Source organism: Rhodococcus daqingensis, from assembly GCF_042665615.1.
GTDB lineage: Bacteria > Actinomycetota > Actinomycetes > Mycobacteriales > Mycobacteriaceae > Rhodococcus_G > Rhodococcus_G daqingensis.
In genome coordinates, this window is the sequence record NZ_JBHTCS010000016.1 from 16,660 (window position 1) to 39,204 (window position 22,545).

General features: G+C 70.9%; 26 protein-coding genes. 18 read left to right on the top strand and 8 right to left on the bottom strand.

Translation table 11 applies throughout. The features are described from left to right. Window positions 1–20 precede the first annotated feature (20 nt). Entirely contained in the window at window positions 21–776 is a 756-nt protein-coding gene (locus ACFQS9_RS13425) for a succinate dehydrogenase/fumarate reductase iron-sulfur subunit (RefSeq protein ID WP_378405410.1), read from the top strand. A 2-nt stretch (window positions 777–778) separates the two neighbouring features. Here the strand turns inward: ACFQS9_RS13425 and ACFQS9_RS13430 are convergent, their stop codons facing one another. After that, window positions 779–1,909, bottom strand: a complete 1,131-nt coding sequence (locus ACFQS9_RS13430) for a lipase family protein (protein WP_378405411.1) — start codon at window positions 1,907–1,909, stop codon at window positions 779–781. Window positions 1,910–1,944: 35 nt separating this feature from the next. Further along, entirely contained in the window at window positions 1,945–2,547 is a 603-nt protein-coding gene (locus ACFQS9_RS13435) for a TetR/AcrR family transcriptional regulator C-terminal domain-containing protein (protein ID WP_378405413.1), read from the bottom strand. A 156-nt stretch (window positions 2,548–2,703) separates the two neighbouring features. Here ACFQS9_RS13435 and bioB point away from each other — a divergent pair, with 156 nt between their 5' ends. Genes bioB through ACFQS9_RS13450 form a run of 3 tightly spaced genes read left to right on the top strand, consistent with a single transcriptional unit; the run spans window position 2,704 to window position 4,585 of the window. Next, window positions 2,704–3,717: a biotin synthase BioB gene (bioB, locus tag ACFQS9_RS13440; RefSeq protein WP_378405415.1), complete on the top strand. Its 1,014-nt coding sequence runs from the start codon at window positions 2,704–2,706 to the stop codon at window positions 3,715–3,717. Between the two features lie 11 nt (window positions 3,718–3,728). Then, on the top strand, window positions 3,729–3,983 hold the full coding sequence (gene bsaP, locus ACFQS9_RS13445; protein WP_378405417.1) for a biotin synthase auxiliary protein BsaP: 255 nt from the start codon (window positions 3,729–3,731) through the stop codon (window positions 3,981–3,983). A gap of 2 nt (window positions 3,984–3,985) precedes the next feature. Then, window positions 3,986–4,585 carry a DUF2567 domain-containing protein gene (locus ACFQS9_RS13450; protein WP_378405419.1) on the top strand — a complete coding sequence of 200 codons (600 nt, stop codon included), beginning with the start codon at window positions 3,986–3,988 and terminating at the stop codon, window positions 4,583–4,585. Here the strand turns inward: ACFQS9_RS13450 and ACFQS9_RS13455 are convergent. Beyond that, on the bottom strand, window positions 4,582–5,271 hold the full coding sequence (locus tag ACFQS9_RS13455) for an NUDIX hydrolase (RefSeq protein ID WP_378405421.1): 690 nt from the start codon (window positions 5,269–5,271) through the stop codon (window positions 4,582–4,584). The genes ACFQS9_RS13450 and ACFQS9_RS13455 overlap by 4 nt on opposite strands. A gap of 106 nt (window positions 5,272–5,377) precedes the next feature. Between ACFQS9_RS13455 and nadA the strand changes: the two genes are divergently transcribed. Genes nadA through ACFQS9_RS13475 form a run of 4 tightly spaced genes read left to right on the top strand, consistent with a single transcriptional unit; the run spans window position 5,378 to window position 9,347 of the window. Next, entirely contained in the window at window positions 5,378–6,409 is a 1,032-nt protein-coding gene (nadA, locus tag ACFQS9_RS13460) for a quinolinate synthase NadA (protein WP_378405422.1), read from the top strand. Further along, a complete protein-coding gene (locus ACFQS9_RS13465; RefSeq protein ID WP_378405424.1) occupies window positions 6,409–7,974 on the top strand; it encodes an L-aspartate oxidase in 1,566 nt (521 codons plus the stop codon). The genes nadA and ACFQS9_RS13465 overlap by 1 nt, the downstream gene beginning before the upstream one ends. Before the next feature lie 37 nt (window positions 7,975–8,011). Further along, window positions 8,012–8,875, top strand: a complete 864-nt coding sequence (gene nadC, locus ACFQS9_RS13470) for a carboxylating nicotinate-nucleotide diphosphorylase (RefSeq protein ID WP_378405426.1) — start codon at window positions 8,012–8,014, stop codon at window positions 8,873–8,875. A gap of 58 nt (window positions 8,876–8,933) precedes the next feature. Continuing rightward, window positions 8,934–9,347: a VOC family protein gene (locus tag ACFQS9_RS13475; protein WP_378405428.1), complete on the top strand. Its 414-nt coding sequence runs from the start codon at window positions 8,934–8,936 to the stop codon at window positions 9,345–9,347. A 184-nt stretch (window positions 9,348–9,531) separates the two neighbouring features. Here ACFQS9_RS13475 and rhtB read toward each other — a convergent pair whose 3' ends face one another. Beyond that, complete coding sequence (gene rhtB / locus ACFQS9_RS13480) at window positions 9,532–10,164, bottom strand: homoserine/homoserine lactone efflux protein (RefSeq protein ID WP_378405430.1); 633 nt, start codon at window positions 10,162–10,164, stop codon at window positions 9,532–9,534. 98 nt (window positions 10,165–10,262) lie between these two features. Between rhtB and ACFQS9_RS13485 the strand changes: the two genes are divergently transcribed. After that, entirely contained in the window at window positions 10,263–10,742 is a 480-nt protein-coding gene (locus tag ACFQS9_RS13485; protein ID WP_378405432.1) for an SRPBCC family protein, read from the top strand. Between the two features lie 10 nt (window positions 10,743–10,752). Here the strand turns inward: ACFQS9_RS13485 and ACFQS9_RS13490 are convergent, their stop codons facing one another. The 3 genes from ACFQS9_RS13490 to ACFQS9_RS13500 form a co-directional block, all read right to left on the bottom strand. Further along, window positions 10,753–12,027 (bottom strand): glycoside hydrolase family 1 protein, encoded by a 1,275-nt coding sequence (locus ACFQS9_RS13490; protein WP_378405659.1) that lies wholly within the window; start codon window positions 12,025–12,027, stop codon window positions 10,753–10,755. Between the two features lie 104 nt (window positions 12,028–12,131). After that, window positions 12,132–13,001: a slipin family protein gene (locus ACFQS9_RS13495; RefSeq protein ID WP_378405434.1), complete on the bottom strand. Its 870-nt coding sequence runs from the start codon at window positions 12,999–13,001 to the stop codon at window positions 12,132–12,134. Continuing rightward, window positions 12,998–13,471: an NfeD family protein gene (locus ACFQS9_RS13500; RefSeq protein WP_378405436.1), complete on the bottom strand. Its 474-nt coding sequence runs from the start codon at window positions 13,469–13,471 to the stop codon at window positions 12,998–13,000. The genes ACFQS9_RS13495 and ACFQS9_RS13500 overlap by 4 nt, the downstream gene beginning before the upstream one ends. 251 nt (window positions 13,472–13,722) lie before the next feature. On the opposite strand from ACFQS9_RS13500, the gene ACFQS9_RS13505 reads away from it, so the two are divergent. Together ACFQS9_RS13505 and lnt are read left to right on the top strand one after the other, a co-directional pair. Further along, window positions 13,723–14,757 carry an alpha/beta hydrolase gene (locus ACFQS9_RS13505; protein ID WP_378405438.1) on the top strand — a complete coding sequence of 345 codons (1,035 nt, stop codon included), beginning with the start codon at window positions 13,723–13,725 and terminating at the stop codon, window positions 14,755–14,757. 3 nt (window positions 14,758–14,760) lie between these two features. Further along, window positions 14,761–16,275, top strand: coding sequence for an apolipoprotein N-acyltransferase (lnt, locus tag ACFQS9_RS13510; RefSeq protein ID WP_378405440.1), 1,515 nt, complete (start codon window positions 14,761–14,763; stop codon window positions 16,273–16,275). On the opposite strand, the gene ACFQS9_RS13515 is transcribed toward lnt, so the two are convergent. After that, a complete protein-coding gene (locus tag ACFQS9_RS13515) occupies window positions 16,248–16,943 on the bottom strand; it encodes a hypothetical protein (RefSeq protein WP_378405442.1) in 696 nt (231 codons plus the stop codon). The two genes, lnt and ACFQS9_RS13515, sit on opposite strands and share 28 nt — an antisense overlap. A gap of 250 nt (window positions 16,944–17,193) precedes the next feature. Between ACFQS9_RS13515 and hisD the strand changes: the two genes are divergently transcribed. Genes hisD through ACFQS9_RS13550 form a run of 7 tightly spaced genes read left to right on the top strand, consistent with a single transcriptional unit; the run spans window position 17,194 to window position 22,543 of the window. Beyond that, the gene (gene hisD, locus ACFQS9_RS13520) at window positions 17,194–18,558 is read left to right on the top strand and encodes a histidinol dehydrogenase (RefSeq protein ID WP_378405444.1); all 1,365 of its coding nucleotides are present in this window, start codon (window positions 17,194–17,196) and stop codon (window positions 18,556–18,558) included. Beyond that, window positions 18,555–19,706, top strand: coding sequence for a histidinol-phosphate transaminase (locus ACFQS9_RS13525; protein ID WP_378405446.1), 1,152 nt, complete (start codon window positions 18,555–18,557; stop codon window positions 19,704–19,706). The genes hisD and ACFQS9_RS13525 overlap by 4 nt, the downstream gene beginning before the upstream one ends. Then, complete coding sequence (gene hisB, locus ACFQS9_RS13530; RefSeq protein ID WP_072751568.1) at window positions 19,703–20,317, top strand: imidazoleglycerol-phosphate dehydratase HisB; 615 nt, start codon at window positions 19,703–19,705, stop codon at window positions 20,315–20,317. Before ACFQS9_RS13525 ends, hisB begins: the two co-directional genes overlap by 4 nt. Beyond that, entirely contained in the window at window positions 20,318–20,470 is a 153-nt protein-coding gene (locus tag ACFQS9_RS13535; protein WP_027503044.1) for a hypothetical protein, read from the top strand. Next, entirely contained in the window at window positions 20,470–21,642 is a 1,173-nt protein-coding gene (locus tag ACFQS9_RS13540; protein WP_378405449.1) for an MFS transporter, read from the top strand. Before ACFQS9_RS13535 ends, ACFQS9_RS13540 begins: the two co-directional genes overlap by 1 nt. Next, complete coding sequence (gene hisH / locus ACFQS9_RS13545) at window positions 21,639–22,268, top strand: imidazole glycerol phosphate synthase subunit HisH (protein WP_378405451.1); 630 nt, start codon at window positions 21,639–21,641, stop codon at window positions 22,266–22,268. The genes ACFQS9_RS13540 and hisH overlap by 4 nt, the downstream gene beginning before the upstream one ends. After that, window positions 22,265–22,543 (top strand): hypothetical protein, encoded by a 279-nt coding sequence (locus ACFQS9_RS13550; RefSeq protein ID WP_378405453.1) that lies wholly within the window; start codon window positions 22,265–22,267, stop codon window positions 22,541–22,543. The genes hisH and ACFQS9_RS13550 overlap by 4 nt, the downstream gene beginning before the upstream one ends. Window positions 22,544–22,545: the final 2 nt, after the last annotated feature.

The following is a 22,545-nucleotide window of genomic DNA, read 5'->3' on the forward strand; positions in this document are numbered from 1 at the left end:
AACGGAAGCGAGGGCCTGTCATGAGTTACGACGCGAGCTTCAGGGTGTGGCGCGGTGACGTGGACGGCGGTGACCTCCGGGACTACTCGGTACCGGTCAACGAGGGCGAGGTGGTCCTCGACATCATCCACCGGCTGCAGGCCACCCAGGCGCCCGACCTGGCGGTGCGCTGGAACTGCAAGGCGGGCAAGTGCGGATCGTGTTCGGCCGAGGTCAACGGCAAACCCAGACTGCTGTGCATGACCCGGATGTCCACCTTCGCCCACGACGAGGTCATCACCGTGACCCCGATGCGGACCTTCCCGGTGATCCGAGACCTGGTCACCGACGTGTCCTTCAACTATCAGAAGGCCCGGGAGATCCCGTCGTTCACGCCGCCCGCGGGGCTGGCGCCGGGGGAGTACCGGATGCACCAGGTGGACGTGCAGCGCTCGCAGGAGTTCCGCAAGTGCATCGAGTGCTTCCTGTGTCAGAACACCTGCCACGTGGTGCGCGATCACGAGGAGAACAAGCAGGCCTTCGCGGGCCCGCGGTTCCTGATGCGGATCGCCGAACTGGAGATGCATCCACTCGACGTCGCCGACCGCCGCGACGCCGCCCAGGGCGAGCAGGGTCTCGGTCTGTGCAACATCACCAAGTGCTGCACCGAGGTGTGTCCGGAGAACATCCACATCACGGACAACGCGTTGATCCCGATGAAGGAACGCGTCGCCGACCGCCGCTACGACCCGATCGTCTGGCTGGGCAACAAGCTGTTCCGCCGCGGCGAGAGCTGAGCTCAGGGGGTCTTAAAGGCCTCGCGGACGAAGTCCGTCGCGTCGGGTAGCGACAATCGCATGGTGCCGATGTGCCCGGCCGGGTACGGCCGGAAGGTGAAGCGCTGGTCGTTGCCCGTCAGGTCCGCGACCAGCTTCAGGGTCAGCGGCGCGGGAACGACCTCGTCCAGCACCCCCTGCCCGATGAAGAACGGGCGGTCGTATCCCTGGGTGGGGATCTCCAGCATCTCGCGCAGGGCCGTCAGGATCACCGGGTCGTCCAGCTGCCGGGAGAGCAGCTCACCGATCGAGATTCCCGCGAACGCCTCCGCGGCCTCGGTGTAGCAGAGCGACTCCGCCCGATCGAGCACCTCGCGGCCGAGGGGGCTGAGATAGCCGTCGACGTCGATGTCGGGACGGGTGGCCCGCAGCCCGGCCAGCATGTATGAGATGAACACGGTTGTGCCCGTCAGGGGGAGCTCCGGAAAGCCCGGGCCGCCGAGGGGCGCGAGGTTCTCGATGTTCGACGGCACCCCGAGGCCGACGGCGCCCAGGTAGTCGAGTTCGGGGGCGTACCCGGTGGCGAGAGAGGCGGCGACCATCGCGGCCTGGCCGCCCTGGGACTGGCCGAGCGCCACCCACTTCCGGGAAAGGGTAGGTGCCACGGCACGGGCGGCGCGGACCATGTCGACCATGCTGTACGCCTCCGACCGGCCGTCGAGGTACGGGTGGATGCCGGGGGTGCCCAGGCCCACGTAGTCGGTCGCGACCACGGCGTACCCCTGGGTGAGCCAGCGCGTCAGGTACCCGCCGCCGAGGATTCCACTCGCCGTCGGCGCGCACTGGTCGGCGAGCCCGACCGCACCGTGCCCCCAGGACACCACCGGCCAGCCACCGGGCGGGGCCTGGCCCGGCGGGACGAAGACTGCGCCGGTGCTGAGCGCCTGCTTGCCGCCCGGGCCGGTGGACCAGTAGGTGACCAGGTGGGCGTCCGCCGCACCGGGGATCCAGTGCTCCCGCACCAGCGGCCGCGAGGCGGCGATACTGCCGGGCGGTCCCGCGGGTTCGGCGTGTGCGGGCGACTGGGCTCCCGTCGCAGCGATGAGCACCGCGGCCACTACCGTGACCGCGCGCGAGCCGAACCGGCCGACCATTCACCCATTGTGGGCGCACGGGGCGCCGCGCGGGGTCAGTCCCGGGCCGGAGATCGCAGCCGGCTCCGCACGCCGTCCACGAACAGGCTCAATCCGTACTCGAACCGGGTCGTGGCGTCGGGTCCCGCGCTCGTCATCGACTCGACGAGCGGTGACGCGGACTCGGTGAGGGCGCCGTGCGAGTCCATCTGCATGCGGGATTGTTCGTCCATGGTCTGGCCGAGGATGTAGTAGAGCAGCGTGTCGCCGGCGAGCTCGGACTCGTCCGCGGGCAGTCCGGCATCGTGGCAGGCCGCCGTCAGCGTGTCCCTGGCGTCGTTGGTGGTCAGCCGAGCCGCGTACGACGCCGAAGCGAGTTCGGCCCCGTCGCGATGGGCGAGCAGGCAGTCGCGGATGCGGTGCGCGACGGTCCGGAGCCGGGTGTCCCAGTCCGCGGCGTCGATGGGCGCCGAGACGCCGGCGAGCATGGCATCGGTGATGGCGCCGAGCAGGGTCTGCTTGTTGGGGAAGTGCCAGTAGAGCGCGCCCGGCTGGACGCCGAGCGAGGTGGCGAGCCTGCGCATCGTGAGATCCCCGAGGCCGTATTCGTCGAGGATGGCGATCGCCCCGTCGAGGACATCACCGCGTCGCAGCTGCACTGTTGTTCATCCCCTGAATTGTCGTGTGGCGTTTGACACCATTCCACCACGACCCTAACCTGAACGCCGTTCAACTTGCACGGTGTTCAAGTCGCGGCTCGCCGCGGTGTTCAAGTCCAAGTTGCACCCACCATGTCCAGCCCCCGAGGAGTTGCAGTGACCCAGGCCCCCGCCCGTACCGACATTCTCGCCGTCGCCAGGGAACAGGTCCTCGAGCGCGGTGAGGGACTGACCCAGGAGCAGACGCTCGCCGTCCTGCAGCTGCCCGACGATAGCCTCGAGGAACTGCTCGGCCTCGCCCACGACGTGCGCATGAAGTGGTGTGGCCCGGAGGTCGAGGTCGAGGGCATCATCTCGCTCAAGACCGGCGGCTGCCCCGAGGACTGCCACTTCTGCTCGCAGTCCGGGCTGTTCGCCTCCCCGGTCCGCGCCGCGTGGCTCGACATCCCGAGTCTCGTCGAGGCCGCCAAGCAGACCGCTAAGTCCGGCGCCACCGAGTTCTGCATCGTCGCCGCCGTCCGCGGACCGGACGAGAAGCTGCTCGCGCAGGTCGCGGCCGGCATCGAGGCGATCCGCAACGAGGTCGACATCCAGATCGCGTGCTCGCTCGGCATGCTCACCCAGGAGCAGGTCGACCAGCTCGCCGCGATGGGCGTGCACCGCTACAACCACAACCTCGAGACCTCCAAGTCGCACTTCCCGAACGTGGTCACCACGCACACGTGGGAGGAGCGCTGGGGCACTCTGAAGATGGTCCGCGAGGCCGGCATGGAGGTCTGCTGCGGCGGCATCCTCGGCATGGGGGAGTCCCTCGAACAGCGCGCCGAGTTCGCCGCCAACCTGGCCGAGCTCGATCCCGACGAGGTGCCCCTGAACTTCCTGAACCCGCGCCCGGGCACCCCCTTCGGCGACCTCGAGGTGCTGCCCGCCAGCGACGCGCTGCGCGCGGTCGCCGCGTTCCGGCTCGCGCTGCCGCGCACCATCCTGCGGTTCGCCGGCGGGCGGGAGATCACCCTCGGCGACCTCGGTGCCAAGAAGGGCATCCTCGGCGGCATCAACGCTGTCATCGTCGGCAACTACCTGACCACGCTGGGTCGCCCGGCGGAACAGGACCTCGACCTGCTCGGCGAGCTGCAGATGCCGATCAAGGTCCTCAACGACACCATCTAGGGTTGGATCCCGTGACGTTCCCGCAAGAGCTGAGCAGTACCGCGCCCGTCGACGAGATCGTCGAGCGCTACAACCCGTTCACCGGGCGGCGAGTGGTGCCGGGCTTCGAGGACACCGTCCCGGCCGCGGCCCAGCTCGGCCTGGAGCCGCCGCGCTTCTGCGAGGACTGCGGCAGGCGGATGATCGTGCAGGTCAGCCCCGATGGATGGTGGGCCAAGTGCTCCCGGCACGGGGTCATCGACTCCGCCTACCTGGGCCTGCGCTGACCGTGTCGATCGACAGGTCGGAGATCCGAGCCGCCGCGCGCATCGTGGTGGCGGTGGTCGCGGCCAGTGCGATCGCCGGGGTCGGATGGGGGCTGCTCGTGCCCGCGCAGCACTTCCTGGTGGTTGCCGACGGCCGCGGGGCGTCGCTGACCTCCGAGAGCGGGCACCAGTTCGACGCCGTCGCGCTGTTCCTGTGCGCCGGGCTGACGGTGGGCGTGCTCACCGCGTCCGCGGCCTGGCTCTGGCGGTCGGTGCGCGGACCCGTCGTGGTGGCCGGACTGCTGATCGGATCGGTCGCGGGCGCCGCGGCCGCCGCCGTGGTCGGACTCGGGGTCGCGGGGTTGCGGTTCCCGGAGGTGCCCGACGCCGTCGCCGGGCAGATCGTTCCGGTCTCGCCGGGCCTGGGGACCGCGATGGTGCTCATCCTGCAACCGCTGGTGGCCGCGTTCGTATACCTGGTGCTCGCGTCGATGAGCCCGCGCGACGACCTCGGCGTCGGCGGCGCCCCCGCCGAGGGTGCGCCTGCCGTCGGCGAGAGTGCACCTGCCGATGACCTTCCCGGGCCGATGCCCCAGCAGGTGCACAGTCGGCTCGAGGCCTAACTCGGGGGTCGCAGCGCCGCGAACTCGTCGGTGACGCGCAGCCTCGACTCGGCGAACCGGTAGAGCGCGGGCGGCCGCCCGCCCGCCTTGCCCGACGGCGCCGTGGTTCCGGTGGGCGTGAGCACCCCGCGTCGGCCGAGCACCCGCTGCAGGTTGGTGGCGTCCACCTGATATCCGAGTGCGGCGCAATAGATCTCGCGGAGGGTCGACATCGCGAACTCGGCCGGCGCCAGGGCGAAGGCGATGTTGGTGTACGACAGCTTGGCGGCCAGCCGGGCGCGCGCGTGCTCCACCACGACCCCGTGGTCGAACGACATCTCGGGCAGGGCGGAGACCGCGTGCCAGGCGGTGTCCGGGGGCAGGTGCGGGTCCGACGGCAGGGGGATCAGCCCGAGGAAGGTCGACGCGATCCGCCGGTCGCCGGGCACCCGGGCGGGATCGCTGAACACCGAGAGCTGCTCGAGGTGCGCCACCTCGCGCACGTCGACCTTCTCGGCGAGCTGGCGCCGGGCGGAGGTGGTCAGGTCCTCGTCGTCGCCGAGCTGTCCGCCGGGCAGCGACCAGGTGCCCTTCTGCGGGTCCAGGGCCCGCTGCCACAGCAGTACCGCCAGTTCGGGGCGGCCGCCGAAGTCGCGAACCTGGAAGACCGCGGTGAGCACTTCGTGGACGGTGCTAGGATGGGGCATGTTTTCGATCCTAAGTCGAAAACCCCGAGAATCGAAACCCCCACGTGGGGAATCGGATGGCAGATCCGGCGCAGACCGACCGGATCCACGGTGAAGGAGCAAGGCCATGACATCGACGTTGTGGGCAGGTGCGGGTTCGATCACGGACGCACCCGGCGGTTACACAGGTGTGGAGGCCACTCCGGAGTGGGCGGCCGAGGTGCGGCGCCTCGCCAAGGAACGCGGCGCGACCCTGCTCGCGCACAACTACCAGCTGCCCGCCATCCAGGACGTGGCCGATCACGTCGGCGACTCGCTGGCGCTGTCCCGGATCGCCGCCGAGGCGCCGGAGGACACCATCGTGTTCTGCGGCGTGCACTTCATGGCCGAGACCGCGAAGATCCTCAGCCCGAGCAAGACCGTGCTCATCCCGGACGAGCGCGCCGGCTGCTCGCTGGCCGACTCGATCACCGCGGACGACCTGCGGGCCTGGAAGGCCGACTACCCCGACGCGGTGGTGGTGTCCTACGTGAACACCACGGCCGAGGTGAAGGGCCTGACCGACATCTGCTGCACCTCGTCCAACGTCGTCGACGTCGTGAACTCGATCGACCCCGACCGCGAGGTGCTGTTCCTGCCGGACCAGTTCCTCGGCGCGCACGTCAAGCGGGTGACCGGCCGGACGAACATGCAGATCTGGGCGGGCGAGTGCCACGTGCACGCCGGCATCAACGGCGACGAGCTCACCGCGCAGGCCAAGTCGCACCCCGACGCCGAGCTGTACGTGCACCCGGAGTGCGGCTGCGCGACGTCCGCGCTGTACCTCGCGGGCGAGGGCTTCGTCCCGGAGGACAAGGTCAAGATCCTGTCCACCGGCGGCATGCTCGACGCCGCGCGCGCGAGCCACGCGAAGCAGGTGCTGGTCGCGACCGAGGTCGGCATGCTGCACCAGCTGCGCAAGGCCGCGCCGGAGATCGACTTCCAGGCCGTCAACGACCGCGCCTCCTGCCCGTACATGAAGATGATCACCCCGGCCGCGTTGCTGCGCTGCCTGATCGAGGGCAAGGACGAGGTGCACGTCGACCTCGAGACCGCCGAGCGGGCCCGCAAGTCCGTGCAGCGGATGATCGAGATCGGCAACCCGGGCGGCGGCGAGTAATGACGCCTGCCGGCCGGGTGGGCTGGGAGGCGCACGCCGACCTCGTGGTCGTCGGCGGCGGGGTGGCGGGCCTGACCGCCGCCCGCGCCGCCTCGCTGCGGGGCCTGAAGGTGCTCACCGTGAGCAAGGGCGGTCCGACCGACACCGCCACGCAGTACGCGCAGGGCGGGATCGCGGTCGTGGGCGATCTGCGGACGGACTCGGTCGAGTCGCACGTGGTCGACACCTGCGCGGCCGGTGCGGGGCTGTGCGACGAGGACGCCGTGCGCTCGATCGTCTCCGGCGGTCCCGCCGCGGTCGCCGCGCTCACCGACCTCGGTGCGGTCTTCGACCTCGGGCGCGACGGCGTCATCTCGCGCACCCGGGAGGGCGGGCACAGCACCCGCCGGATCATCCACGCAGGCGGCGACGCGACCGGTGCCGAGGTGCAGCGCGCGCTCGGCGCGGCCGGGATGCCGGTGCTGTTCGGGGCGGCCGCGGCTCGCGTCGTCACCGACTCGCGCGGCGTCACCGGCCTGATCGTGCTGTCCGACAAGGGTATCGGCGTGATCCACTCGCCGTCGGTGCTGTTGGCCACCGGCGGGCTCGGGCAGCTGTATTCGTGCAGCACCAATCCGCCCGGCGCGACCGCCGACGGCATCGCGCTGGCGTTGGACGCCGGCGCGGCCGTCGCGGACGTCGAGTTCGTGCAGTTCCACCCGACCGTGCTGTTCACCCCCGGCGGTGTCGGCCGACGGCCGTTGATCAGTGAGGCCGTGCGCGGCGAGGGAGCGATCCTGGTGGACGGCAACGGCGATTCGGTGACCGCCGGTGTGCACCCGATGGGGGACCTGGCGCCGCGCGATGTGGTCTCGCGGGCCATCGCGGACCGGATCCGCCGCCTCGGCACCGACCACGTCTATCTCGACGCGCGCCGGCTGGCCGGGTTCGCGGAGCGGTTTCCGACGGTGACCGCGTCCTGCCTGGCCGCGGGGATCGACCCCGCGCACCAGCTCATCCCCGTTGCGCCTGCGGCACATTACGCGTGCGGCGGCGTCGTGACGGACGTGCACGGGCGCACCGAGGTGCCCGGGCTCTACGCGGCGGGCGAGGTCGCCCGCACCGGCCTGCACGGCGCCAACCGGTTGGCCTCCAACAGCCTGCTCGAGGGCCTGGTGGTCGGGGAGCGGGCAGGCGCGGCCGCCGCCGAGCGGGCCGGGACCTCGGTGGAGATCCGCTCCGCGGAGCTGCGGCCGCTGCCGCACCTCGACCGCGGTCGGGTGCAGGAGCTGATGACCGCGCACGCCTCCGTCGTCCGGGATGGGGCCGGGTTGTCCACGGCGGCACTCGAACTCGCCGAGTCCGTGGACCTCGTCCCGGCCGACGCGACGGCCCTCGAGGACGCGGCGCTCACCGTGACGGCCGCCGCCCTGGTGTTGGCGGCGCGTGCGCGGACGGAGAGCCGCGGCTGTCACACGCGCAGCGATTTCCCCGAGACGTCGGAGTCGTTGCGCCACGGCATCGAGGTGCGGCTGGGTTCCGGCGGCGAACTCGAGCTGCCAGATCTCGTGACGGCCAGGAACTAGCGACAGATCCACTTGTGACGACTTCGACAGGAGCACGATGACCACGCTGGCGGACGGCCTGGACCGCGACGAGATCCTCGCCCTGGTGCGGGTGGCACTGGACGAGGACCTGCGGTACGGCCCCGACATCACCTCGGTCGCGACCGTGCCCGCGGGTGCGGTGGCCAAGGCCTCGGTGGTCTCCAGGGCGGCGGGCACAGTGGCGGGGATCGACGTGGGACTGCTGGTGCTCGACGAGGTGGTCGGCGCGGGCAACTACGAGGTGCTCGGGCGCGTCGAGGACGGCGCGTCCGTGCGGCCCGGGGAGTCGGTGCTGAGTGTGCTGGCCCCGACCAGGGACCTGCTCACCGCGGAGCGCACCATGCTCAACCTGATGTGCCACCTGTCCGGCATCGCGACCGCGACCGCGGCCTGGGTGGAGGAGGTGCGGGGCACCGACTGCCGGATCCGCGACAGTCGCAAGACCCTGCCCGGATTGCGGGCGCTGCAGAAGTACGCGGTCCGGATGGGCGGAGGGGTCAACCACCGGATGGGGCTCGGGGACGCCGCGTTGATCAAGGACAACCATGTCGCCGCGGCCGGCTCCGTGGTCGCCGCGCTCAATGCGGTGCGCGCGGCGGCGCCGGACATCGAGTGCGAGGTCGAGGTGGACAGCCTGACCCAGCTCGACCAGGTGCTCGCGGAGAACGTCGAGCTGGTGTTGCTGGACAACTTCGCGCTCTGGGAGACGCAGACCGCGGTCCAGCGGCGCAATGCGGTGGCGCCGCAGACCAAACTGGAGTCCTCGGGCGGGCTCACCCTCGACGTCGCGGCCGACTACGCCCGCACCGGGGTGGACTACCTCGCGGTCGGCGCCCTGACGCATTCGGTCACCGTGCTCGACCTCGGCCTCGACATGTGACGGGAGATCCGGGTTAGTCTGCTTGGACCGGACACTGGTCGCGGACTAAGGAGCACCGATGAGCTCTCGTCTCAACCCGTACCTCAGCTTCGCCGACAACGCGAGGCAGGCAATGGAGTTCTACCAGGGCGTCTTCGGAGGCACCTTGAACCTGAACACCTTCGGTGAGTTCGGCGCCCCGGACGCCCCGGAGGCCGACCTGATCATGCACGGCATGTTGGAGACCCCCAGCGGATACACGCTGATGGGGGCCGACACCCCGCCAGGCGTGGAGTTCCGGCCCGGGGACACCATGGCGGTGAGTCTCAGCGGCGACGATGCCGACGAGCTGCGCGCCTACTGGGCGAAGCTGTGCGACGGCGGCACCGTGACGGTCCCGCTGGAGAAGCAGATGTGGGGCGACGAGTTCGGCATGTGCACCGACAGGTTCGGCATCGGCTGGATGGTCAACATCGGGGCGACGCAGGCCTGACCACCCGCCCGGCGCCGCGGCTAGGGCGTGTGTCCTAATCCCTCTCGGATGCACCTGGCGAGACAATCGTCGTCCGGCAAGGCGGAGGAGAAGCCGATACCGGGTTTGTATCGGCGCCGACGACAACGCCGCCGGGCGGCGATTGGACGCCAGGTGCGCCGAAATGGGGATTGGGAGACATGCCCTAGGCCGTCGCGCCGCGGCGCACCAGCGACAGGAACGCCGCCGCGGCGAAGAACAGGCCGGAGAACACCCGGCCGGTGACCCGCTGCTGTTTCGGTGAGCGCATCATCCGCAGCACCCGCGCGGCAAGCCCCGTGTAACCGGTCATCACCATGACGTCCACGGCGATCATCGTCGCGGCGATGATCGCGTACTGCGGGATCAGAGGTGCGGCCGGGTCCAGGAACTGCGGCAACACGGCCAGCATGAAGACCACGGCCTTGGGGTTGCTGGCGTTGACGAGGAATCCGCGCGCGACCAGGGCGGCCGCGGAGTGGCGGCCGGAATCGGTGTCCGCGGACACCTCGGCGGGTGCGGCCCGCCACTGCCGGATCCCGAGGTAGACCAGGTAGGCCACGCCGAACCACTTGATGACGGTGAACGCCAGTGCCGAGCTGGCGAGGAGCGCGCCCACGCCGGCCGCGACGATCACCACCTGCAACAACAGGCCGATCTGCAGGCCCAGGATGTTCCAGTAGCCACGGCGCAGACCGTGGCTGAGGCCGGTCGACATCGACGCGATCGCGCCCGCGCCCGGCGACAGGCTGATCACCCAGGCGGCGCCGAGGAACGCGAACCACATCTGCCAGGCCATGAGAACTCCACCTTCCCCGGTGCAACGCGCGGGCGACACGCGCGCCAATGCCCCGCCGCTGAAAGCATAGGTGGGGGAGCCACGCGTATCTTGTGGCCATGCCCGCACTCGCAGTCGAGCCCGTCGACCTGGGACCCCGCAAGGTCGCCCGCCGCGTCCTGGTCAATGCCCCCGCGAACGAACTGTTCGGCCTGGTCGCCGACCCGAGACGACATCACGAGCTGGACGGATCGGGAACCGTGCAGGCCACCGTCATCGGACCGGACCGGCTCGACCGGGGTTCGACGTTCTCGATGTCGATGCGGATGTTCGGCTTCCCCTACCGCGTCACCAGTACCGTCACCGCGTTCGAGGACGGGCGGGTGATCGAGTGGCGGCATCCCTTCGGGCATCGGTGGCGGTGGGAGTTCGCCGAGGTCTCGTCGGCCGATGCGCCGGTGCCGCAGACGCAGGTCACCGAGGTGTTCGACTACTCCAGCTCGAAGCTGGCCAAGTCCCTGGAGCTGGGCAAGTTTCCCCAGAAGAACGCGAAGGGCATCTCGGCGACACTCGAGAACCTGCGGCGACGGTACGCCTGACGCTCACCCGCTAGCGCCCGGCCCCGGTCGAGCCCGACCCGGTTGACCAGGGATCGGGCGGGTTCAGGCAACTCTGCGGCGGGCTGACCAGCGAACAGAACGCGGGCGCCATCACCGGCCGGTACCCGTCGGGCACCCCGCCCGCCGCGATCAGGTCGCGGTACGCGGCGACCCCGTCGGTCGGCCTGCGGGTCAGCGCCGGGTCGGTCAGCGTGTCGACCGTGTAGAGGCCGAACCGCGGCCGGTAGGTGCCCCACTCGTAGTTGTCGGTGATCGACCAGTAGTTGTAGCCGATCACGTCGGCGCCGTCGGTCTTGGCGCGGGTCAGCCAGTAGACGTGGTCGCGCAGATGGTCGGCGCGGGTGTACCCATCGGGCCTGGGCGCGCCGTTGTCGGCGGGCATTCCGTTCTCCACCACGTAGATCGGCAGCTCCGGATACTTGCGCGCGTAGTACAGCGCGGCGTGATAGATCCCGTCCGGCTGCGGCCGGATGTCGTAGAAGGCGTCCGTCACCGCGTTCGCGGCGGTGAGGTTGTCGAGCGAGACGCCGTAGTAGTAGTCGAGACCGAGGAAGTCGAGCTTGTCGCGCACCCGGTTCGCGAACACCGCGTCCACCGCCCCCATCGCGGCCGGGATGTAGGAGACGTTGCTCGAGACGCGGGCGTCGGGGTCGAGCCGGTGGATGGTGTCGTAGATGCTGCGGTGCGCCGCGACCATGCGGTCGAGCATCTGCGGGGCCGTGGCCGGCGAGATGCCGCCGAAGGTCAGCTCCTTCTGTACGAACACCGTCGGCTCGTTGAAGGTGATCCAATCGGCGCCTGCGTCGGCGTACCGGGCGACCACCCGCTCGGCGTTGGCCAGCCAGCGCGCCGGGGTGTCCGCGTCGGCCCAGCCGCCGCGATCGGCGATCCACCCCGGGTACACCCAGTGGTCGAGGGTGATCATCGGTTTCATGCCGTGTCCGCGGATCTCCTCGATCACCTCGTCGTAGTAGGCGAACTCGGCCTCGTCCCAGGCGCCGGGGGTCGGCTGTACCCGCGCCCACTCGACGGAGAAGCGGAACACGTCGACGCCGAGGGCCGCCGCGTTGGCGATGTCCTCGCGGTAGCGGTGCCGGAAGTCCGGCCCGGGACCGTACGGGTCGTGGGTCTTGCCCGACGACAGGTAGCGGGACCAGTTGCTGTCCGGTGGCGTGCCCTCGGACTGGAAACCGGAGGTGGCCACTCCCCACTCGAACCCGGCGCCGAGGCCGGTCGGCTCGGCGTGCGCGGGCTGCCCTCCCAGTGCGGGAGCGGCGGCGAGTACGAAGATCGCGGCCAGGGCGCACAGGGTTCGGGTCACGCCAGCAGGGTAGGGCAGCCGAGTGGGGGAGGGTGGCCGATTCGAACCTAGCGGTGACTGTGCTCGGTGATCGGTATCGGCACCCCGTTGGGTTGATCGAGGGCGGGCGCCTCCGGGGTCGGCGCGGGGGCGTCGGCCGGCGCGCTCTCGGCGGCTCCCACCCGCTGCCCGGCCTCGAGGAACGGGCGGATCAGGTCGACGGGCAGCGGGAAGATGACGGTGGAGTTGTTCTCGCCGCCGATCTCGCGGAGCGTCTGCAGGTACCGCAGCTGAAGGGTGGTCGGGTTCTGGCTGATGATGTCGGCCGCGCGGGCCAGCTTCTCCGCGGCCTGGAACTCGCCCTCGGCGTTGATGATCTTCGCCCGACGCTCTCGCTCGGCCTCCGCCTGCCGGGCGATGGCCCGCTGCATGTTCTCCGGGATCTCGACGTCCTTGATCTCCACCGTGGTGACCTTGACGCCCCACGGTTCGGTCTGCTGGTCGATCACCTTCTGCAGATCCTCGTTCAGCCGTTCCCGCTCGGCCAGCAGCGCGTCGAGTTCGGCTTTGCCCAGGATCGAGCGCAGCGTCGTCTGGGCGATCTGCAGCGTTGCGAGCAGGAAGTCCTCCACCTCGACTATCGCCCGGTCCGCGTCGATCACCCGGAAGTATGCGACGGCGGTGACCTTCGCGGGCACGTTGTCGCGTGTGATGACCTCCTGGACCGGGATCTTGAGCGTCACCGTGCGCAGGCTCACCCGCACCATCCGGTCGACCGCCGGGATCAGCAGGACCAGCCCGGGCCCCTTGGATTCGAGGACCCGGCCCAGGCGGAACACCACACCGCGCTCGTACTCGCGCAGAATCCGAACCGAGGTTCCGGGCACGACCAACGCCAAGAGGAGGAAGACGACGAGAAGGGAAAGCAGGACGGTCACGGCGACCACTCCCACGGTTCGAGGGGACGCACGGTCAGGGTGAGCCCGCGGATCCGTTCGACGACGACGGATTCACCCTCGGATGGCTCCTGGTCCCGCTCGTACCCGAGCTCCATCCTGGCGCGCCACAGTCCGCCCGCCGTCTCCACCTGACCCTGCGAGCCGGTCCAGTTCCGGACGATGGCGTTCGTGCCGATCAGGGACTCGGGACCGCTGTGGACCGGCAGGCGCCTCGCCACCAGGACCTTTCGTCCGGCCAGCGCCGTCACGCCGAGGGCGACAACCAGGACTCCGACCGTCACCGGGACCGCGATCACCTGGCCCGCGCCATCCGAGGTGAACAGCATCCACACACCCGCGGCGGCCAGCAGGGCGCCGAGACCACCGAGAATCCCCGCGGTCGGGGTGTGCGCCTCGACCACGATCAGGAGAACCCCCACCGCCAACGTCAGCAGGGCCCAAGTGGTCATCTCGACTCCGACGATCGTGGGGGGCCCGGCCGCTCGCATAGCCACTTCGCGGCCGGACCCTCGACTCCACGGTAATCCCGTGCGCACGTCGCGGCCACCGACCGAGGTCCCCTTTCCCGGCCGCAGTCGAACGCCCTGACCTGGGGGCTCGATTGTTACGTGCTCGTAAATGTGTTCTGGATCACGTACCATGATTCGACTGCCTTTGAACTTTCGGCAGTGGTTGTTTGGCACACACGCCGGGAGCTCAGATGACTGCGAACACATCGCCGTCGGGGCGGTCCACCCGCCGGGCAAGGTCCACGCGATCCCCACGGATCGCGGTCGCCGCCGAGCCGCATTTCATCGCCGGTGCCAGCCTGCGGTCGCGGATCCTGGCCGAGTCGATTCGGCTCACATGCAAGCCCGCCCTCGAGATATGGGCCCGCTGGCCGAGTCCGTGGTGGCCCGCAGGCGCGCTCGACTTCGCGGCCAGGGTCGTTCCGCCCGGACGAGGGGTGGGCAGACGCCGTGTTCGTCTGGCGAGCTGTGACGCCGAATGGCTCCAGGCCCGCGATGCGATGCGGGACGCGGTGGTGCTGTACCTGCACGGCGGCGGCTTCCTCACGTGTGGGCTCAACACCCACCGTGCGCTGGTCTCCCGGATCTCCGCCGCGGCCGGGGCGCCGGTGCTGTCCGTCGACTACCGCATGCTGCCCAAGTACCCGATCGACGCGGCGATCGAGGACGGCGTCGCCGGGTACCGGTGGCTGCTCGAGCAGGGTTACGAGGGCAAACGGATCGTCATCGCGGGCGACTCGGCCGGGGGCTACCTGACCTTCGCGACGGCGATCGCGATCGCCGAGCTGGGTCTGCCGCGGCCGGCCGGCCTGGTCGCGCTCTCGCCCCTCACCGACATCGACCCGGCGACGAAGCTGGCGCACCCGGGCGCCGACCACTGTCCCTTGATCCCGCGGTCGGTTCTCATCGCGCTGGCCGGGGTGGCCGCGGCGCGCGCGGGCGCGGACTCTCGGTTGTCGCCGGTCAACGGGGTGCTGGCGGGCCTGCCGCCGGTGCTGATCCACGTCGGCTCGACGGAGATCCTCTACCCGGATGCGGAGCTGATGGCCCAGCGGCTGGGTGCCGCGGGGGTGCCGGTCACCCTCGAGGTCTGGGACCGCCAGGTCCACGTCTTCCATGCGGCCGCCGGGATCATCCCGGAGGCCGAGCAGGCGATCGCACGGGTGGGTGAGTTCATCAGGGGCTGCACGCCGGCCGCAGCCGTGCCGGCCCTCACCGCCGTCTGAGCGGTGCGGTCGCGCTGGCCGCCCCGCGGCGCCGCCCTGATCGCCGGGGCGCTGCCGCTGGTCGCCTTCCCCGAGCCGGGCCTCGACCCACTGGCCTGGGTGGCGCTGGTGCCGGTCCTGCTCCTGCTGCGCGCCTCGGACACCCCGGGCGAGGCGGCGCTGCGTGGCTGGCTCGCCGGTGTCGGGTTCCTGGCCGCGACGCAGTACTGGCTGGCGCCGAACCTGGTGTACTTCTTCCCGTTCGCGATCGCTCTGCTCGCGCTGCTGTGGACCGGGTGGGGAGTGCTGGCGCGATCGCTGCTGCGGGGCGCCACGACGCCGGGCCGGGCGGCGCTGGCGGTGGTCGCGATTCCGGCCGGCTGGGTGCTGATCGAGACGGTGCGGTCCTGGCAGTGGCTCGGCGGCCCCTGGTCGCTGCTCGGCGCGACGCAGTGGCGCCGACCGAGCGTGCTCGTGCTCGCCTCGCTCGGCGGGGTGTGGCTGATCGGTTTCGCCGTGATCGCAGCGAACGTCGGGATCGCGATACTGATCATGGGTCGCGGAGCGGCGCGGCCTGTCGGCGCGGCGGCCCTCCTCGTGGCGGTCGCCGCGGGTCCGCTCTGGTCCGCGACACGGCCGGAGCTCCCCGGGACCCCGGTTGTGCCCGTGGCACTCGTGCAACCGGGGATCGGGCACGAGGACCTGCTGACCCGTCAGGAAGTGCTGACCCGCGGACTCGGCCGCCCGGTGCGTCTCGCGGTGTGGGGCGAGAGCAGCGTCGGCGACGACCTCACCGCCCGGCCCGATGTGCTCGATCGGCTCACCGCGCTGTCGGACTCCATCGGGGCGGAGTTACTGGTGAACGTCGACGCCCGGGCCGACGGCGGAGCCATCGCGAAGGCGTCGACACTGATCGGCCGGAACGGAGTCGAGGCCGAGTACCGGAAGACCCGGCTGGTGCCGTTCGGCGAGTACGTGCCGTTCCGTGACCAGCTCGGCTGGCTCACCCGGGTCACCGAGGCGGCCGGGCAGAACCGGCAGGCGGGCGACCGGCTGGTGGTGATGAGCGTCGACGGACTGGCGATCGGTCCGCTGATCTCGTTCGAGTTGACCTTCCCGGATCTGGCCCGTGTGCAGGCGAGCAACGGCGCCGCACTGCTGTTGTACCAGACGTCGACGGCGACCTTCCAGGGCAGCTGGGCGCCCGCGCAGCTCGCGAGCTTCGGCGCGCTGCGGGCCGCCGAGGCCGGACGCCCGGTGGCGGTGGCCGCGCTCACCGGCGTCTCCGCGGCCTTCGACGCGCGGGGCAACCGGCTCGCATGGATGCCGGCCGCCGACAGCGGCGCGCTGATCGTCGACGTGCCGACAGCGGGGGAGGACACCGTGTACGCCCGCGTCGGGAGCTGGGTGCCCGTGGTGTGCGGGGTGATCGTGGCGTCGATCGTCGCGGTGGCGGTCGGACGTGCTGCTCGTGCGGCGAGTGCATCCTCTCGCCGAGCGGAAGCGATCGGTCAATCGGCTGGTGACGGGTCGAAATAGGTCTCGCCGATGGCGAAGATCGCGCGCTGCGGCAGCCAGAAGTCGCCCAGTCGCGCCTGCTCGGCGAGGGGCCCGGGGGGACCGATGTCGACGCCGTCGATCGTTGCCCGGGAGCCCTGGACGGTCCACAACATGCGAGGGGTGGCACGGAACCGGTGGCCGTTCGAGGCGCGGCCGGTCAGCCGGATGCGTCCGACGCCCAGCGCACGGCCGGCGAACCGGGACATGAGTTTCAGGACCGTGTCGCTATTCCACCACGCGGCAGGCATCAGCCCGGCAATGCGTGTCATGGCCGCGGTGGCCGGTGATGTACGCAGCTCGAGATCCCACACGATCTTTTCGTCCACCGCCACGGTGAGCGTGTGCGAGCCGGTCCAAGTCACCGAGATGTGCGCGGACCGGGCCTCCTCGAGCGCCGATCCGAAATACCGGGAGCAGCTGTTCTCGGGTTTGTTGCTGCTGAAGATGGCCCAGCGGCCGGCCGGGTCCCGGTGCCACACCGCGTCGTATCCCTCGCCGATGGAACTGGCGGGGAAGTGCCTCAGGGCCAGACAGTGGCCGCTGGCGAAGGGCGCACCCATGACCCCGTAGCCGGCGAATCGCTCGAGGTCATCGCCGGAGGGGATCGCGGGCGGTCGTTCGGCGAGCGTCCGCGGATTGTCCTTCATGGTCACTCCTGTCCGAAGCTCACGCGAGGTCCACGGGAAAGACCGGCGTGTTCCACTCGGGAAGGCCGTCCGCTGGTCACGCGGCCGGGTGCCGTCACGTCAAGCGCACCGCCTCGTCGGCGTAGGCGCAAGGGGGCCGCGGCACAGGGCATGGATGTACGAAACTCGCGGTCGCGACGGCCAGCGGAAAATCGTGTGGACCTATCCTGGATAATCAGCAGTACACCCCCATTTCTCTGAAGGGACCCTCATGCCTGCCCGCACCGAGCTCGCCCGCGTGGATCTCCGCGGTCGAACACCCACCACGGCCGAACTCCGGGCCGCGCTGCCCCGAGGTGGAGTGGATGTGGACGCGGTGCTCCATCAGGTGCGCCCGATGGTCGAGGCCGTTCGCGACCGGGGCGCCGAGGCGGCCCTCGAGTTCGGGGAGAAGTTCGACGGGGTCCGTCCGGGCCAGGTCAGGGTGCCTCGCGCCGAGCTGACCAAGGCGCTTGCCGAGCTCGATCCGGCGGTGCGCGCCGCCCTCGAGGTGGCCATCGAGCGGACCCGGCTCGTGCACGCCGACCAGCGTCGCACCGACACCACCACGCAGGTGGTGCCCGGCGGCACGGTGACCGAGCGCTGGGTGCCGGTGGACCGGGTCGGGCTCTACGTGCCCGGCGGCAACGCGGTCTACCCGTCCTCCGTGGTGATGAACGTCGTGCCCGCGCAGGCCGCAGGCGTCGAGTCGCTCGTCGTGGCGTCGCCGCCGCAGGCCGCCTTCGGTGGCCTGCCGCACCCGACGATCCTCGCGGCTGCCGAACTGCTCGGCGTGGACGAGGTGTGGGCCGTCGGTGGCGGCCAGGCCGTCGCGCTGCTGGCCTACGGCGGCTCCGACACCGATGGGGCCGAGCTGGCGCCGGTCGACCTGATCACCGGGCCCGGCAACATCTACGTCACCGCGGCCAAGCGGCTGTGCCGCGGGCTGGTCGGGATCGACGCGGAGGCCGGACCGACCGAGATCGCGATCCTCGCCGACCACACCGCCGATCCGGTGCACGTCGCCGCCGACCTGATCAGCCAGGCCGAGCACGACGTGATGGCCGCCAGCGTGCTCGTCACCACCAGCGTGGAGCTCGCGGACGCGGTGGACGACGCGCTCACCGCCCAGCTCGAGCTCACCAAGCACAGCGAGCGGGTCGCGACGGCGCTGGCGGGCAGCCAGTCCGGGACGGTGCTGGTCTCCTCTGTCGAGGACGGCCTGCGCGTGGTCAACGCGTACGCGGCCGAGCACCTCGAGATCCAGACCGAGGACGCCTCGGCGGTGGCGGCCCGGGTCCGCTCCGCAGGCGCGATCTTTGTCGGCCCGTGGTCGCCGGTCAGCCTCGGTGACTACTGCGCGGGCTCGAACCACGTGCTGCCGACCGCGGGCTGCGCGCGGCACTCCTCGGGATTGAGCGTGCAGACCTTCCTGCGTGGCATCCACGTCGTCGACTACTCGGAGGCCGCCCTCAAGGACGTCTCGGGGCACGTGATCGCACTGGCGAACGCCGAGGACCTGCCCGCGCACGGCGAGGCCGTGCGGCTGCGCTTCGAGGCTTTGACGGACGGCACCGCCGCCGAGGCGCTTCGGTGAGCGGCGTCTCGGTACCGGGCGCGGCGGCGAGCATCGACGAGCTACCCATCAGGGACAACCTGCGTGGGAAGTCTCCTTATGGCGCACCGCAGTTGACCGTGCCCGTGCAGCTGAACACCAACGAGAACCCGCACCCGCCGACCCGTGCGCTGATCGACGACGTCGCCGAGTCGGTGCGGGCGGCCGCGGCCGAGCTGCACCGGTACCCGGACCGCGACGCGGTGGCGCTGCGGACCGACCTGGCCGCCTACCTCACCGGACAGACCGGCGTCGCGGTCACCGCCGCCAACGTGTGGGCGGCCAACGGCTCCAACGAGATCCTGCAGCAGCTGCTGCAGGCGTTCGGCGGTCCCGGTCGCAGCGCGATGGGCTTCGTGCCGTCGTACTCGATGCACCCGATCATCTCCGACGGCACCGAGACCCGTTGGGTGCCGGTGTTCCGTCGTTCGGACTTCTCGCTCGACGTGGAGGACGCGGTCTCGGCGATCGCGCAACACCGCCCCGATGTCCTGTTCGTCACCAGCCCGAACAACCCTACGGGACACAGCGTCCCGCTGGCGGACCTGCGCAGGCTGCTGTCCGTGGCGCCCGGCATCGTCATCGTCGACGAGGCGTACGGCGAGTTCTCCTCGGCGCCGAGCGCGATCACGCTGATCGACGAGTTCCCCACCAAGCTGGTCGTCAGTCGGACCATGAGCAAGGCGTTCGCCTTCGCCGGCGGCCGCCTCGGCTACCTGGCGGCGGCGCCCGCGGTGGTGGAAGCGCTTCTGCTGGTACGGCTTCCGTACCACCTGTCGGTGGTCACGCAGGCCGCGGCGCGGGCCGCACTGCGGCACGCGGACGAGACCCTGGCCAGCGTCGCGGAGCTCGCGGCGCAGCGCGACCGGGTGTCGGGGGAGCTCGCGGCGATGGGCTTCCGGGTGATCGAGTCGGACGCGAACTTCCTGCTGTTCGGTGAGTTCACCAACGCTGCCGCCACCTGGCGGCGCTACCTCGACGAGGGCGTGCTGATCCGGGATGTGGGGATCGAGGGCTACCTGCGTGCGACCATTGGCCTGGCCGCGGAGAACGACGAGCTGTTGCGGGTGAGCACGAAGCTGGTCGCAACGGAACTCGTCACAACGGAAATCACTGAGGAGACACGATGACCGGGCGGATCGCGAAGGTCGAGCGCACCACCAAGGAATCGAGTATCGCCGTCGAGCTGAACCTCGACGGCACCGGGATCGTCGACATCTCCACCGGCGTACCGTTTTTCGACCACATGCTGACGGCGCTCGGCAGTCACGCCAGCTTCGACCTGACGGTCAAGGCCGAGGGCGACATCGAGATCGAGGCCCACCACACCGTCGAGGACACCTCGATCGTGCTCGGCCAGGCGCTCGGCCAGGCCCTCGGCGACAAGCGGGGCATCCGGCGTTTCGGCGACGCGTTCATCCCGATGGACGAGACCCTCGCGCACGCCTCCGTCGACGTCTCCGGCCGCCCGTACTGCGTGCACACCGGCGAACCCGAGCACATGTTGCACGCCGTCATCGGCGGCTATCCGGGGGTGCCCTACGCCACGGTGATCAACCGGCACGTGTTCGAGTCGATCGCCTCGAACGCGCGGATCGCGCTGCACGTGCGGGTCCTCTACGGGCGCGATCAGCATCACATCACCGAGGCCGAGTTCAAGGCGGTCGCCCGCGCGCTGCGTGAGGCCGTCGAGCCGGACCCGCGGGTGTCCGGGGTGCCGTCGACCAAGGGTGCGCTGTAGATGAGTGACGCCTTGATCTACGTCCTGTTCATCGCGGCCGGATTCGCGCTCGGCGGCGCGTACTCGATGTGGACCGTCAACAAGTTCGCCTCCGGTGTCCTGCTCGCGCTGGCGATCATCGCGGCCGCCGGTGGGGTCTTGCGGCTGATCTGATGGGCACGGTCTCCGGGGCGGGGGTGCCCGGCGGCCTCTGGCGTACCCGTGGGCTGCCGGTGGCGTTCCTCATGGGCGCGACCACCTTCGGCGGGTGGTCGTTGCTGCTGCCGGTGGTCCCGCTGGCGATCTCGCTCGCGGGCGGCTCTGATGCGCTCGCGGGCGCGAGCACCGCGATCTTCATGGCGACCACCGTCGCCACCCAACTGTGCACGCCGACCCTGCTGCGGACCTGGGGGTACCGGTGGGTGCTCGCCGTCGGCTGCCTGCTGCTCGGTCTGCCCGCGCTCGGCTTCCTGCTGTCCACCGAAGCCGTCCCCGCGCTGATCATCTCGGCGGTGCGCGGAATCGGCTTCGGGCTGGTGACGGTGGCCGGCAGCGCCCTGATCGGGGAGCTGGCGCCGAAGCAGATCCTCGGCCGGGCGACCGGCGCCCAGGGCATTGCCATCTCCCTGGCCCAGATGGTGGCCCTGCCCTTGGGTTTGGCCCTGTTCGGGCGCGGCCAGTCCTCGCTCGTGTTCGTGCTCGGGGCGCTCGTACCGCTGCTGTCCATCGCCTCGATCGCCGCGTTGCCCTCGATCCCTCGGCCGGCGGGTTCCGGTCCGCGGGGACGGTTGCCGCTGGGTCTGCTGCTGGTGCCGTGCCTGGCGATGGTGGCCGTGGCCTCGGCGTACGGCGGGGTCACCAGCTTGCTGCCGATCGCGGTCGAGGACCGGGCGGCGGTCGCGGGTGTGGCGCTGGCGGTGGTCAGCGGGGCAATCCTGGTCGGACGGTACGGCGCCGGTGCGCTGGCCGACCGGATCGGCCACGGTCGGTCGATGGTGCCCGCCCTGGCCTGCGCGACGCTCGGCGCCGCGTTGTTCGCGGCCGGGGTGATCGGCGACGGGCAGGTCGGGTTGCTGATGGCGGCCGCGGTGGCGTTCGGGCTGGGGTTCGGCGCCTGCCAGAACGAGGCCCTGGTCTCGCTGTTCGCCGGCGCCGGGCCGTCGCGACTCGGCGCGGCGAGCGCGGCATGGAACATCAGCTACGACGCGGGCACCGGGATCGGTGCGCTCGCGCTCGGCGTGGTCGCCGGATTCGCCGGGTACGGCTGGGTGTTCGCGGTCGCGGCCGCCGCCATCGCGCTGGTGATTCCGGTGGCGCTCGGCCGGGCCGATAGAGTTGGGTCATGACCTCCGTCGCCCTCCTCGACTACGGCTCCGGCAACCTGCACTCGGCTCAGCGAGCCCTCGCGCGCGTCGGGGCCGATGTCGAGGTGACCTCCGACCCGAAGGCGGCCCTGGCCGCGGACGGCCTCGTCGTGCCCGGCGTCGGCGCTTTCGCGGCCTGCATGGAGGGTCTGCGTGCGGTCCGCGGGGAGCGGATCATCGGCCAGCGGCTCGCCGGCAGCAGGCCGGTGCTGGGTATCTGCGTCGGCATGCAGATCATGTTCGAGCGGGGCGTCGAGCACGGCGTGGAGGCGGACGGCTGCGGTGAGTGGCCGGGCACCGTCGAGATGCTGAAGGCCGACGTGCTTCCCCACATGGGCTGGAACACCCTGCAGGCCCCGGCGGACAGCGTGCTGTTCGCCGGAATCGATGCGGACACCCGCTTCTACTTCGTGCACTCCTACGGCGTGCAGAAGTGGGAGCTCGCGGACTCGGACCTGATCGCGCCCGCCAAGTTGACCTGGGCCGACCACGGCGGGCCCTTCCTCGCCGCGGTGGAGAACGGACCGCTCTCGGCCACCCAGTTCCATCCCGAGAAGTCCGGCGACGCGGGCGCCGCGTTGCTGGAGAACTGGGTCCGCAGCCTGTGACCGGGCAGCGGCGCGGTCTCTCGATGGGGCGGCTCGCGCTGTTCTCGCTCGGTGCCGCCGCCGCGGTTCTCGCGCTCGCCACCGTCGCGTTGGCCGCGCTCGAACCGGGTCCGGGGCTCGGGCTGGTCATCGTTCTCGCCGGGGTCGCAGGCGCGATCGCCGCGATGGGCATGGTCTCCACCCGAATGACGCGACGCGCACTCGACGCCGCCGCGGAGGACGAACGAGCCGCCGGCGACCGCGGTGGCGACCCGGGAACCGGCTCGCCGCGATGACG

What these genes read in the sequence shown, in the direction of transcription:
- ACFQS9_RS13425 (WP_378405410.1), top strand. Translation starts at nt 21, where the DNA reads ATGAGTTACGACGCGAGCTTCAGGGTGTGGCGCGGTGACGTGGACGGC.
- ACFQS9_RS13430 (WP_378405411.1), bottom strand. Translation starts at nt 1,909, where the DNA reads ATGGTCGGCCGGTTCGGCTCGCGCGCGGTCACGGTAGTGGCCGCGGTG.
- ACFQS9_RS13455 (WP_378405421.1), bottom strand. Translation starts at nt 5,271, where the DNA reads ATGCCCCATCCTAGCACCGTCCACGAAGTGCTCACCGCGGTCTTCCAG.
- nadA (WP_378405422.1), top strand. Translation starts at nt 5,378, where the DNA reads ATGACATCGACGTTGTGGGCAGGTGCGGGTTCGATCACGGACGCACCC.
- ACFQS9_RS13465 (WP_378405424.1), top strand. Translation starts at nt 6,409, where the DNA reads ATGACGCCTGCCGGCCGGGTGGGCTGGGAGGCGCACGCCGACCTCGTG.
- nadC (WP_378405426.1), top strand. Translation starts at nt 8,012, where the DNA reads ATGACCACGCTGGCGGACGGCCTGGACCGCGACGAGATCCTCGCCCTG.
- ACFQS9_RS13475 (WP_378405428.1), top strand. Translation starts at nt 8,934, where the DNA reads ATGAGCTCTCGTCTCAACCCGTACCTCAGCTTCGCCGACAACGCGAGG.
- rhtB (WP_378405430.1), bottom strand. Translation starts at nt 10,164, where the DNA reads ATGGCCTGGCAGATGTGGTTCGCGTTCCTCGGCGCCGCCTGGGTGATC.
- ACFQS9_RS13485 (WP_378405432.1), top strand. Translation starts at nt 10,263, where the DNA reads ATGCCCGCACTCGCAGTCGAGCCCGTCGACCTGGGACCCCGCAAGGTC.
- ACFQS9_RS13500 (WP_378405436.1), bottom strand. Translation starts at nt 13,471, where the DNA reads ATGACCACTTGGGCCCTGCTGACGTTGGCGGTGGGGGTTCTCCTGATC.
- ACFQS9_RS13505 (WP_378405438.1), top strand. Translation starts at nt 13,723, where the DNA reads ATGACTGCGAACACATCGCCGTCGGGGCGGTCCACCCGCCGGGCAAGG.
- ACFQS9_RS13515 (WP_378405442.1), bottom strand. Translation starts at nt 16,943, where the DNA reads ATGAAGGACAATCCGCGGACGCTCGCCGAACGACCGCCCGCGATCCCC.
- hisD (WP_378405444.1), top strand. Translation starts at nt 17,194, where the DNA reads ATGCCTGCCCGCACCGAGCTCGCCCGCGTGGATCTCCGCGGTCGAACA.
- hisB (WP_072751568.1), top strand. Translation starts at nt 19,703, where the DNA reads ATGACCGGGCGGATCGCGAAGGTCGAGCGCACCACCAAGGAATCGAGT.
- ACFQS9_RS13535 (WP_027503044.1), top strand. Translation starts at nt 20,318, where the DNA reads ATGAGTGACGCCTTGATCTACGTCCTGTTCATCGCGGCCGGATTCGCG.
- ACFQS9_RS13540 (WP_378405449.1), top strand. Translation starts at nt 20,470, where the DNA reads ATGGGCACGGTCTCCGGGGCGGGGGTGCCCGGCGGCCTCTGGCGTACC.
- hisH (WP_378405451.1), top strand. Translation starts at nt 21,639, where the DNA reads ATGACCTCCGTCGCCCTCCTCGACTACGGCTCCGGCAACCTGCACTCG.